Source organism: Streptomyces sp. NPDC056061, from assembly GCF_042266885.1.
Classification (GTDB): Bacteria; Actinomycetota; Actinomycetes; order Streptomycetales; family Streptomycetaceae; genus Streptomyces.
Genome location: NZ_JBHJWQ010000031.1, coordinates 40,415 through 51,514 on the forward strand (window position 1 = coordinate 40,415; position 11,100 = coordinate 51,514).

Consider the following 11,100-nt stretch of genomic DNA (forward strand, 5'->3'; position numbering starts at 1 on the left):
CTCCCCCGGGGGCCCGGCGCGCTCACTTTATCCCTTTCACGGCGTCGGGCGGGCTCCCGCCGGCGGGCGGGCCCGGAGGTCCATCGTACGATCTCCGACGGGCCCCTCCGCCATGTGATTCAAAGGGCGCCGAGCGCCTGGCTGATGGCGTCCGCGGCTTCGATGACCTCGCGGGTGAGAGCGAGGCTCTGCCCCTGGGCCTCGGTGTGGTTGCCGAGCAGGGAAGCGGGGCCCCACAGGGAGATGGCGGCGACGACGTCCCCCGAGGCATCGCGGACGGGCGCGGCGAGCGAAGCGCGGCCCAGGGCGCGTTCCTCGGCCTCGACGGCGTAGCCGGTGCGGCGGACGGTCTCGATCTCGGCGTCGAGGAGGTCATGGCTGGTGGTCGTGTAGTCGGTGTGCGCGGCGAGCGGTTCGGGGAGCAGCTTCCGGCGCTCCTTGGGTGTGAGGCCGGTGAGCAGGCACTTGCCGATGCCGGTTGCGTGCAGCGGGGCGGTGTGTCCGGCCTGCGTATGGGACTTGGGGGCGCGGGTCCCCTCGAAATTGCACAGGAACATCAGCTCGGTGCCGCGGCGGACGGCGACGTTGGCCCCGAGCCCGGTGCGGGTGGCGAGGTCCTGGAGGACCATGCGGGCGGCGCGGTGGACGGGGTGCCGATTGGCGGCCGTCGCGGCGAGCGGGAGGATGCCGAGGCTGAGGCGGTAGAGGCTGCTGACGGGGTCGCGTTCGACCATGTCGAGGCGTTCGAGGGTGGACAGGAGGCGGGAGGTGGTGGAGGAGCCCAGCCCGGTGAGTTCGGCGACATCGGAGACGCGTAGTTCGGCGCGGCCGGAGTCGAGTGCGCGCAGCACCGAGACCGCTCGTTCGACACTCTGGTTCGTCCCTGCGTCGGTCGCCCGCGTAGCCATGACCCTCCCATTCTGCAAACTGTGCAAACCGTTTGCACAATCTGCATCAGCATATCGCGTCGAACCGGGGGCTGTCCGTGAAATCAGGCGGCTCTCGAACGGAACGGACCCGGGCCGATCACGTGTTGCCCAGCATGTCCACAGGCGGGCGTCGGCCGCTCGAAGAGGCAGACGCCCACCGCTCGAAGAAGGGCGCACAGCAGGACGAACGCCGTCGTCGACGTCCCCGGCACCCACCGCCGTCGGGCGGCAATACGGCAGGGCAGGGGGCCGGGCGGCAGTACGGCTGCGCCCGCCCACCGGACGGAGCGCCGCGACACGGTGGCTGCGCCTGCCTGTGCATCCCCCCGTCCTCGCCCCGCGTGGGCGCGGACGGGGGCCGGTACAGGACCGACACAATTCCGCGCGCCGACCGATGCACGGCCACAACGGCCCGGATGCGCGCCCCGGCGGTCCCCGGCCCCGATCACCCCTGACGGACGGCCGTCCACGCGGCGGCGGACGGAACTTCAACGTCGTGCGTGGCGGATCCTCAACCGTCCGAACCCCATGGTTCCGGAGATCCGGATCGTCGGCCCGCCGGGACGGGAGTGCTGCCGGGGCTTGTAGAGCGATTCCTTCCACCCGGTGCGCAGATCCTCGATGTCGACGACGGCATCGCGAGGCACCGTGATCCTGGCCCCGCCGGTGCCGAGTTGCCACTCGATGTCGACCACCGAATGCTCGATGACCGCCCGGGACAGGTCCAGATGCACGCGCCCGAACGCGGACTCGACCCTGAGGTTCCGCGGCACCCGCCATACGCCGCGCCGTTGGATCCGTCCGGCAGCGGCGGCGATCGTGGACGTGGTGCCCGCGCTCTCCTCCGGGAGCGAGGCCAGAGCCGCCGCGAACTCGCTGCGCGTCTCGACGGTGAGCACCTGATGGAGGCGTTCGTCCAGATCCTCGTGCGCGATGTGCCCCTCGGCGTAAGACTCCTGGAGCCGCCGCACGGCCATGTCGCGGTCGTCCTCGCCGATCAGCGGCGGCCGGTCTTCCGGCAGAGCGGCCACCTCCTCACACTACCGCCGTGCCGACAACGCGAACACTCCTGTGCACTCCCGACTCCGGCGTTGCCATTTCCGCAACAGCAGTTGTCGCTCCGGGCGCGGTGGTCGCAGCCTGGTGCTCGACCCGAGGCCGTCGACAACAACGAGGAGATCACACGATGAGCACTCACGAAGGTGTCCGATCCGCACCGAGTACCGAGGACAGCACGCCGGTGGCCGACCGGGTCCACCACGTACGAGCCGGCGAGTTGGACGGCTGCACCGCTCTCAGCGGCGGCACCGTCGGCTCGAAGAAGCTCTGGATGGGGCTGGTCGAGAACCCGCCGCTCAGCGCGACGGACAATCATCACCACGGCGATTCGGAAGCGGGGATCTTCGTGGTCGGCGGACACCCCGTGTTCGTCTACCACGACGGCGTGCGGGAGGTGCGGATCTCCGCCGGTCCCGGCGACTTCCTGCTCGTTCCCCCGTTCGTCCCGCATCGCGAGGAGAATCCGGACCCGGACGAGCCGGTGGTCGTCGTGATCGCGCGGACCACGCAGGAACCGATCAAGGTCTCGGTGCCCGAGCTGTACCGGTTCGAGGGGACGGACGCGCGGTAGGAGGCGGGCCGGACCGGACGAGGCATCCGTTCCCCGCCCCGCACCCTCCGGCCGACCCCTGCCGTGCCGGTGATCAGCGCCCGCGCCTCTCCCGAGCCGGGGGACACCCTCGAACCTGCCGGGGGCCTGTTCAGGAGAGCGCGGTGGGCCTGCGGGGTGGTGGAACGGCCCGGAGCAGTTCCCACAGAGGATGCGAGCCGGACGCCCAAGTTCCGAGGGTGTGCCGGTCGACCACGTGCAGGCGCTGCTGCTCGGCGAAGGCCACGGCGGGCGCCGTCACGCGGCCGTTGGTCACGATCACCGCTACGTCGGCGCCGTGGACCTGTCGTGCGGTGCCGTTGAGCACCTGGAGGTCGGGTGTGCCCACCGCGGAGCCCGCGAGGCCCTTGCTTCGGTGCTTGCACTGGATCACCCAGCGCCGCCCGAAGGGGTCGGTGGCCTTCACGTCCGCGCCCAGGTCCCCGCTGCCGCCCACCCGGACCGCGTCCCGGCAGCCGTCACGGTGCATCAGGTCCCGTACCGCGTCCTCGAACCGGGAGTGGTGCAGGGCATCCAGCTGGGACAACCCGTAGCGCAGGCCCCGGGCGCGTACCGCTTCCCACCTGGCCCGCCGCTGTTGCCGGTGGAACCGGACACCGCCCACCAGCGCCGCGAGCGCGCCGATGAGGACGAGTACCCACCAGTGGGCCAGCAGCCAGTTCACGACAGCCACCGCCAGGCCGACGGCTGCAGCCGCCACGACGAGAAGGCCGATCAGCCGCTCGTCCCCCCGCCGACGCGGCCTTCTCGGCCGCCTGGAACGTCGCCGTGCGGACGGACGCCTGGTCATCGGTGCTCCTTCGCATGTCGGTTCGCCGGCCGGCCCGGGTGACGTCGCTCGCGAACCGGCCCGGGGCCCAGGACCGTGATCGCGGTGAACCGCTCGTCCGGCCGGCTCCGAGCCCCGGTGCGGCGGCACAGTCGGAAAAGGGCGACGACCGAGGCCAACACCGCCAGGTCGAACGTGAGCAACCGCCGAACCTCCCCACCCGGCCATTGCCGCCCCGCGGTTCGGCGGGCGGCATCCCGGTCTTTTGTACTCGGCGGGGACCGGTGCTGTTGCCGGTTTGCCGGTGAATGACGGTAAACCGGCCCTCTGGCCGAATCCTCGAAGTCTCGGCAGTGGGGTACGGGCCGCGGCAGCGTCCCGGCCCGTCCGGCTGCGCTGCGCGAGACGCCGACCGGTTCGGCACGCTCGGCCACGCACGCGAGCGAGGCCCCATCGCGTTCACACGGGGCCCGGCACGTGGGCCCGAGCCCCGCCGGCCGGAGCGGGCCATCCGGGCGGGAGGCCCGGCCCGGTACGGCATGGCGCCCGGGCCCCGACGCCCCGCGGGGAATGCTGATGGCTCCCCGCGCAGGAGAGACCCGTGAGCGATCCCAGCCCCCGAGCGACCCCGAGGCCCGCATCCGCGGCAGCGGGCGAGGACACTCCCTCTCCCGGGGTCATCGGCATCGGACTCGCCGCAGTGTTGACGTTCGCGCTCGCCCAGGGCTCGTGGCAGTGGTTCGCCATGTTCATCGGGGTGACGCTCCTGGCGGTGCTGTTCGCCTTCCAGCGACGGGCCCGGTGGACGCCGGACATCCGCTCGGCGTACCTGCGCGGTCTCGTCGCGTACGCGCTGGTCGTCGGCCTGTGCGTGGCCATCGCGCTCGCTCCCCTGCTGCAGCGCCAGGCATGGCTGTTCCCGATGCCGGGCACGCGCGCCGACTGCGAGCTGCTGGGCAGATATCAGGCCCTCCAGACGGAGGCCGCGTTGGGGAACCTGGCCGGCAACGACGGCGCAGCCCTGGCGTTCGCACAGGAGGACCAGGCCCGGACGGCGATTGCCGACTGCCTGGCGGCCACGACGACCCTGTGGCTGCCCCTGTACGGGGCCGGGGCGGCGGTGCTGGTGGGGACGGGCGCATGGTTCCGCGACCGGGCCCGGGCACGCGGTGGTTCGGGCCCGCGGCCCGGCTGAGGGCGCTCACGGCTCGCGCCGTCGTCCTCGAACTCCCCGCCCTTGCCCTGACCCCCGGCGCGGGCGGCGTTCCGGCGCACCCGACATCGGGACTCCCCCGCCCGCTTAAGGGCACTTCATGTGATCGATCGAATACTCTCGGTGTCGTGTTGATGCGGGTGGGTCTTCGTGTACCCCGGCCTGTGCTGCGGCTGGTGCTGCTCACGGTGCTGGCCGGCCTGCTGCACCTGCTCGGCTGCGCCCACGGCGTACAACCCGCCGGGCTGCCGCGAGCCGACTCGCTGCCGGTCGTCGCAGTCGTCGCCGCCTCCTCCTCGCACGTGCTCCCTGCCGCAGCGGGCGTGTCGGCACCGGGCGATCACGGCATCGCCGTGGAGTGCGCAGCGGACGAGCCCGCGGCCGCCGGCCCCCGGGCGGAGCTGTTCCTGCCTCCCGCGTTCGGTGGCGAGCTCCTCGTGCCCGATGCCGCCTGGGCGCTGCTCGTCGGGAGCCGGGCTCCGCGTTGCGGCAACGGCAGCGAAGGACGTGCCGAGCACGGTCGGACGCGCGCCGTGCTGGGGGTGTGGCGGACCTGAGCGGACCGTGCCGCCGGTCGCGCCCGCACGGGCGACGGCGGCCGCTTCCCCGACGGTTCCGTCCCCCGAACACCCCGACTCGCCCCGCCCTGCCCCGCGCAGGCACGAGGGCGGTCGGCAGGAGACCTGTGCGATGAACTCCACTCTCATGCCCTCTTCCGTCCCTGCGCCCGCGCAACTGCTGAGCGGTGCCACCCGCCGGGCCCACACCCCGGCATCCCTGGTCGGTGACACACCGGTGCTGTGGGTCGGTGACCCCTTCACGGAGACCGGACGCGGTTTCTGGGCCAAGCTCGAAGGCCACAATCCCGGCGGAATCAAGGATCGCACCGCCCTGTTCATGGTGGAGCGCGCCAGGGAACGCGGTGATCTGCGGCCCGGCGCGCGGATCGTGGAATCCACCTCCGGCACACTCGGCCTGGGCCTTGCCCTGGCCGGGATCGTGTACGGACACCCGGTCACCGTGGTCACCGACCCCGGGATGGAACCTCTGGTGTCGGGACTGCTCACCGCCTATGGCGCGGATGTGCAGACCGTCACGGAGCCGCATCCGGTCGGCGGCTGGCAGCAGGCCCGCCGTGACCACGTCGGCGAAATCCTGTCGGGGCACCCGGATGCGTGGTGCCCCGATCAGTACCACAACCCCGACAACGTGACCGCCTATGCGGGCCTGGCCCGGGAACTCGTCGCCCAACTGGGGCGGATCGACGCCCTGGTGGTCAGCGTGGGCACCGGGGGCCATTCCGCCGGGGTGGCCTCGGTCCTGCGCGGCTACTTCCCCGCGCTGAAGGTGGTGGGCGTGGACACCTGCGGGTCCACCATCTTCGGGCAGGAAGCCGCGCCACGGCTGATGCGGGGGCTGGGCAGCAGCATCTACCCGAGCAACGTCGACTACGCCCTGTTCGACGAGGTGCACTGGGTCGCGGCCGATGAGGCGGTGTGGGCGGCGCGGGCGCTGGCCCGCTGCCGGTACGCCACCGGCGGCTGGAGTGTGGGAGCGGTCGCCCTGGTCGCCCGGCATCTCGCCGCGACTCTCCCGGCCGAGGCCCGGATCGCGGCAGTGTTCCCCGACGGCCCGCACCGTTACGCAGGCACCGTCTTCGACGACGTCTGGTGCCGGGAACGCCGGCTGCTGGGCGGCGAGCCGGCCGCGGCCCCGGACGAGATCGCCCATTCCGGGGAGCGGGCCGTCACCCGGTGGACGAAGTGCGAGACCGTCCTGAACCCCGTCCCGGCCGGTACGGGGCGGACTGCGGGCGGCGCGCACCTGGCGGGTGCGACCCGGTGAAGACCCTGTGGACCTCCACCCGGAGCTTTCCGCCCGCAGTGCGGATGCTGATGGTCAATCAGTTCGCCATCAATCTCGCCTTCTACATGCTCATGCCCTACCTTGCCGCCCACCTCGCCGGTGAGCTCGGCCTGGCCGCATGGGCGGTCGGCCTGGTCCTGGGCGTGCGCAACTTCTCCCAACAGGGCATGTTCCTCATCGGCGGCACGATCGCCGACCGCTACGGCTACAAGGCGCCGATCATGGCCGGATGCCTGCTGCGGACCGCGGGATTCGCCCTGCTGGGCATGGTGAACAACCTGCCCGTCCTGGTCATCGCCTCGGCGGCCACCGGATTCGCCGGTGCCCTGTTCAACCCGGCCGTGCGTGCCTGCCTGGCCACCGGGGCCGGAGAGCGGCGGGTGGAGGCGTTCGCGACGTTCAACGTCTACTACCAGGCCGGCATGCTGGCCGGACCGCTGGTCGGACTGGCGCTGCTGGCAGCCGACTTCCGCCTGGTGTGCCTGGTGGCGGCGGGCATCTTCGCCGCCCTGACCGTCCTGCAGGGCCGGGTCCTGCCCGCCCGGCGGGCCGCCGAGCGCACGGAGGACCGGAGCGGAGTGCTGGCGCAGTGGCGCACAGTGGTGGCCAATCGGCCGTTCCTGCTGTTCTCCCTCGCGATGATCGGCTCGTACGTGCTGACCTTCCAGATCTATCTCGCGCTCCCGCTGGCCGCCGGGGAAGCGTTCGGACCGGAGGGCACGAAGGCCACCAGCCTGCTGTTCGTGCTCTCCGCGGCGGTGGCCGTGGCCGGGCAGCTGCGGCTGACCGGCTGGGCGAAGGCACGCTTCAGCGGCGATCAGGCCCTCATGCGCGGGCTGGCCCTGATGAGCTTGGCGTTCCTGCCCCTCGCGCTGGCCGCGGCGAGTGGCAGGACCGTACCGGCCGGTGTGGCGCTGGCCGCGCTGGCGGTCGCGGTGATCGCCCTGTCGGCGGGTGGCGCGGTCGTCTACCCCTTCGAGATGGACACCGTCGTCGCGCTCTCCGGCAACCGCCTCGTCGCCACCCACTACGGCCTCTACAACACCGTCTCCGGGCTCGGTATCACCCTCGGCAATCTGGCCACCGGTGCCCTGTGGGACTACGCCGCGCAACATCACGCACTGTGGCTGGTCTGGGCTGCCCTGGCCCTGACCGGGGCCACCGGTGCCGGGGCGGTGCTCGCGCTGGCCCGCACCGGGCGACTCCCCGCACCGCCACGGCAGCCCGCGCTCGCCTGACTGCCGGGCCCTCGGGGTGACAGTGACAGCCGGACGGCGTGGCCGTCACTGTCACCCCGGAGACATACGACGGTGCCCTCGGGCGGGGCACGCGGTCGGCCGGACTGCACGGCCGCGGATCACCGAGACGCCCCGGCAGGCGCCGGGCTCGTGCGACGCTCTGCCGTGTGGGCCCCGCCACGGGAGCTGCCGAAGCAGGCCGGGCCGGAGAGGCAGAAGCCCTCGAACCGAGCGGCGGACGAGGGCATGGTGCCTCTCGCCGGCGGCCTGCTGGTGGGGTCAGGCCGGTGACGAGGCGGGGCGGACGAGTGCCCCGCGAGTGATCATCTCCGCCCCGGCGCGGAGTTCGCGGCGGACGGCGTCGGCGTCGCGCAGGTCGTCCTCCAGGCCCCGGACGAAGGTGAGCAGGACGGTGGCGGCCTGCCGAGCGCCGTCCGGGACGGTCGTGGACAGGGCCGATGCCAGGAGTTCGGCGAGACCGTCGGTGTAGGCGGTGACGAGTCCGGGCGCCTGGGCGGAGGCTGCCGACAGCAGTTCCTGCGCGTGAAGGGGACTGTCGTGCCACAGTCGGATGGCGACCTCCAGCTTCACCGTGAGCACGGCGAGGACCTTCTCCTCGGGTGTGCCCGCTGCGGCGGCCGCGGCTCGTGCCGCCGCACCGGCCCGCTCCAGCGTGGACCGGACGATCGTGACGGCCGCCTCCTCCTTGCTCCCGGCGTACTTGTAGACGGTCGGGCGCGACAACTGCGCCTCGTCGACGATGTCGGAGACCGTGGTACGGCGGTATCCATTGCGGCAGAAGCAGCGGTAGGCGGCGTCGAGCACGAGTTGGTGCGTCGGAATCTTCGACATGGTTACATATTTTACATTCAAGGTGAATGCTGTAAATCGGCTGAGGTTGTCGGGGCTGACACTCGGCGAGGCCGGGGGCGAGGGAGGGGTGGGGGAGGGTTGAACGGTCGGCGGCCCGCGCTGTCGCGTCGAGACTCCGGGGCCCGGGGCGCGGAGAAACGTGACGAGGCCCTCCCCTTGAGGGGAGGGCCTCGTGAGCGAGCGCTGGGCAGGCCTTGCACCTACATTTCCCCGCGGGAAGCGGGGCGTCTTTCCTTGGACCACCAACGCAGGCCGGTTCGCCGCGAGTTGCGGCCGACCAACAAGATCCACTGTAGCGCATGCGCGGCGGTCGCGGCATCGGGGCCGACGGCCCTTCTCCTGTCGTGATCCGTTCGTGCCCGGAGTGATCCCCGTCCCGTCGTCACCGGGGGCGGTGCCGGGAGATGGGGCGGGCGGTCCGCAGTGAAGCCCTTCTCTCACTACTCAAGTTTGACTAGTCTTGTGGGTGTGAGTGAGAAAACGATTCCGATCCTGCCGTGCCGGACCATCGAGCCCGTTCTCGACTTCTACACCGCCCTCGGCTTCGAGGTGAGCTTCCGGCAAAGAAACCCCAATCCGTACGCGGTGGTGGAGCGCGGGGGCATTCAGCTCCACTTCTTCGGGATGAAGCGGTACGAGCCGACTGAATCGTTCAGCACGTGCTGCATACGCACCGACGACGCGGATGGTCTGCACGAGGCATTCCGGACCGGACTCAGGGCGGCGTACGGGAGAATCCCGACCAGGGGACTCCCCCGAATCGGGCCGCTGAGGGACGCGTCGCACGGCGTGCGGCAGTTCCTCGTGACCGATCCCGGCGGCAACTGCCTCCGCATCGGGCAGCCGGCGAGCCGGGACCAGCACCACCGTCCCGCCCCCGAAGGGACGTTCTCCCGGGCCCTGCATCACGCATCCCTGCTCGCGGACTCGAAGGAAGATCCGGAGAGCGCCGCGAAGGTCATCGACCGGGTGTTGCGCATCGAGGACGAACGGCCCACCCCCGTGCAGTTGCTTCGCCTTCTCGTGCTGCGTGCTGATGCCGCCGGGCGCCTCGGTGACGAAGCCACCGCGGCGTCCGCGCTCGCCCGGGCCGCCGCAGTCCGACTCACTGCCCAGGGGCAGAAGTCGGTGCCGGACGACCTCGAACGCCTCAAGGAGCTGCTGGAGGGCTGAGGCTGCTCCGAAAGCGCTGGTCGCAGTCGCTCCTCGAAGGCCGTTGCCCGCCGCGTCCGCGGGGATTCCGCCCGCCGTACAGGCCCATGGGGCGTCGGCCAGCCGGCCAGCCGGTCCGGCGGCCGGGTGTCCTCGTGGTCGAGCGGGCGGCCGGCCGGATCGCTCAGCGGGCCCCGTCCCGGATGGCCCGCTCCCGGATTCCGGCGAGCACGGTGTCGAGGATCCGGTCGAACTCCGCCACGGACCCGAAGCCGGTCTGCAGGGGGGCGAGGGCGGCCAGGGCCGGGAACTCGGCGGGGTCGATCGGGGGTGCGGCCTCGGTGGGCTTGTCGGCTTCGCCGCTGAGGACCGCCAGCAGGTATCCGTTGAGGAAGCCGAACAACGTCAGGGGCGCGTCGGCGACCACGGGGTCGGGCAGTCCGGCCCCGCGCATCGCGGTGACCAGTCTCTCCAGGGCGGTCAGGGCCACCGGAGAGGTCTGGGCGCGCGTGGTCAGCAGCGGGAACACGCGCGGGTGCCGGTAGGCCATGTCCCGGTAGCTGTGCGCCGTACGGCGGGCGACCTGTGCCCAGTCGTCCGACGTGTCGTCCGCGGCGTCGGCCACCTCGGTGAGCACGGCCTCGGACACCGCGTCCAGCAGGGCCGCCTTGCCCTTGATGTGGTGGTAGATCGACATCGGGTCCACCCCGAGCTCCTCCGCGAGGCGTCGTACCCCGAAACGTTCCAGGCCGTCCCGGTCGACGAGGGCGACGGCGGCGGTGGCGATGCGCTCGCGACTGAGTCCCGCCGAGGTGCCCTGGGCTCGTCTGGCCACGTCCCACTCCCTGCCCTTGTCAAACCTACGCCGTAGATCATACCGTGAAGAAGAATCCTACGCCGTAGGACTAAGGAAGGAGACAGTCATGGCCACCACCAACCGCCCACTGTCGGCAGAGGGAGGGCGCTCCGTCGCGATGTATGTCGGGCTGGTGCTGACGGCCCTGGCCACGCTCGCGCCGCTGCTGGACATCGCCACCGTCGACACACTGTCCGGCCACGTCCGTGACGCGTACCCCGGTTGGGGGCCGGATCAGGTGGCGGCCGACCGCAACGCGATCGCGATCTACCTGGTCGGCACGGGCGTCCTCGGGACGCTTCTGTGGCTGCTGACGATTCGGGGGGTCACGGCGGGCAAGCGCTGGGCCCGTGCCGTCACCACCACGGCCTTTGCCGCAGGTGCGTCGGTGGCGCTGCTGAACCTCGGTCTCGGCGGCGAGGCGTACGACGTCGTGGTGCCGTACGCGTACGGGGACACCCCGGTGGGGCCCCTCACCGCCGGGCTCGGGGTGCGGGGGGGGGGCGGGCGGACCCCGACGGGCCCCCCGAGCGCG

The 11,100-nt window shown here is 71.9% G+C and carries 12 protein-coding genes; 7 read left to right on the forward strand and 5 right to left on the reverse strand.

The genetic code is table 11. From position 1 onward, the window contains the following. Nucleotides 1-119: 119 nt before the first annotated feature. A complete protein-coding gene (locus tag ACFC79_RS31780; RefSeq protein ID WP_376247368.1) occupies nt 120-908 on the reverse strand; it encodes an IclR family transcriptional regulator in 789 nt (262 codons plus the stop codon). Between the two features lie 509 nt (nt 909-1,417). After that, a complete protein-coding gene (locus tag ACFC79_RS31785; protein WP_376247369.1) occupies nt 1,418-1,960 on the reverse strand; it encodes a DUF1707 domain-containing protein in 543 nt (180 codons plus the stop codon). A gap of 155 nt (nt 1,961-2,115) precedes the next feature. On the opposite strand from ACFC79_RS31785, the gene ACFC79_RS31790 reads away from it, so the two are divergent. After that, entirely contained in the window at nt 2,116-2,559 is a 444-nt protein-coding gene (locus tag ACFC79_RS31790; protein ID WP_376247371.1) for a cupin domain-containing protein, read from the forward strand. A gap of 130 nt (nt 2,560-2,689) precedes the next feature. Here ACFC79_RS31790 and ACFC79_RS31795 read toward each other — a convergent pair whose 3' ends face one another. Next, nucleotides 2,690-3,388, reverse strand: coding sequence for a restriction endonuclease (locus ACFC79_RS31795; protein WP_376247373.1), 699 nt, complete (start codon nt 3,386-3,388; stop codon nt 2,690-2,692). Between the two features lie 580 nt (nt 3,389-3,968). Between ACFC79_RS31795 and ACFC79_RS31800 the strand changes: the two genes are divergently transcribed. From ACFC79_RS31800 to ACFC79_RS31815, 4 genes are all read left to right on the forward strand, one after another. Then, nucleotides 3,969-4,562: a hypothetical protein gene (locus tag ACFC79_RS31800; protein WP_376247375.1), complete on the forward strand. Its 594-nt coding sequence runs from the start codon at nt 3,969-3,971 to the stop codon at nt 4,560-4,562. Between the two features lie 146 nt (nt 4,563-4,708). Next, entirely contained in the window at nt 4,709-5,137 is a 429-nt protein-coding gene (locus ACFC79_RS31805) for a hypothetical protein (protein WP_376247378.1), read from the forward strand. Between the two features lie 133 nt (nt 5,138-5,270). Continuing rightward, nucleotides 5,271-6,425 (forward strand): PLP-dependent cysteine synthase family protein, encoded by a 1,155-nt coding sequence (locus ACFC79_RS31810; RefSeq protein ID WP_376247380.1) that lies wholly within the window; start codon nt 5,271-5,273, stop codon nt 6,423-6,425. Continuing rightward, nucleotides 6,422-7,684, forward strand: coding sequence for an MFS transporter (locus ACFC79_RS31815; RefSeq protein WP_376247382.1), 1,263 nt, complete (start codon nt 6,422-6,424; stop codon nt 7,682-7,684). Before ACFC79_RS31810 ends, ACFC79_RS31815 begins: the two co-directional genes overlap by 4 nt. A gap of 279 nt (nt 7,685-7,963) precedes the next feature. On the opposite strand, the gene ACFC79_RS31820 is transcribed toward ACFC79_RS31815, so the two are convergent. Next, nucleotides 7,964-8,536 carry a TetR/AcrR family transcriptional regulator gene (locus tag ACFC79_RS31820; RefSeq protein ID WP_376247385.1) on the reverse strand — a complete coding sequence of 191 codons (573 nt, stop codon included), beginning with the start codon at nt 8,534-8,536 and terminating at the stop codon, nt 7,964-7,966. Between the two features lie 489 nt (nt 8,537-9,025). Here ACFC79_RS31820 and ACFC79_RS31825 point away from each other — a divergent pair, with 489 nt between their 5' ends. Then, nucleotides 9,026-9,730, forward strand: coding sequence for a bleomycin resistance protein (locus ACFC79_RS31825; protein ID WP_376247388.1), 705 nt, complete (start codon nt 9,026-9,028; stop codon nt 9,728-9,730). Nucleotides 9,731-9,893: 163 nt separating this feature from the next. Here ACFC79_RS31825 and ACFC79_RS31830 read toward each other — a convergent pair whose 3' ends face one another. Continuing rightward, nucleotides 9,894-10,544: a TetR/AcrR family transcriptional regulator gene (locus ACFC79_RS31830; RefSeq protein WP_376247391.1), complete on the reverse strand. Its 651-nt coding sequence runs from the start codon at nt 10,542-10,544 to the stop codon at nt 9,894-9,896. A gap of 88 nt (nt 10,545-10,632) precedes the next feature. Here ACFC79_RS31830 and ACFC79_RS31835 point away from each other — a divergent pair. After that, a partial coding sequence (locus ACFC79_RS31835; protein WP_376247394.1) for a hypothetical protein occupies nt 10,633-11,100 on the forward strand: 468 nt, incomplete at its 3' end.

Coding starts and splice junctions, on each gene's coding strand:
- ACFC79_RS31780 (WP_376247368.1), bottom strand. CDS start 908: ATGGCTACGCGGGCGACCGACGCAGGGACGAACCAGAGTGTCGAACGA.
- ACFC79_RS31790 (WP_376247371.1), top strand. CDS start 2,116: ATGAGCACTCACGAAGGTGTCCGATCCGCACCGAGTACCGAGGACAGC.
- ACFC79_RS31795 (WP_376247373.1), bottom strand. CDS start 3,388: ATGACCAGGCGTCCGTCCGCACGGCGACGTTCCAGGCGGCCGAGAAGG.
- ACFC79_RS31810 (WP_376247380.1), top strand. CDS start 5,271: ATGAACTCCACTCTCATGCCCTCTTCCGTCCCTGCGCCCGCGCAACTG.
- ACFC79_RS31820 (WP_376247385.1), bottom strand. CDS start 8,536: ATGTCGAAGATTCCGACGCACCAACTCGTGCTCGACGCCGCCTACCGC.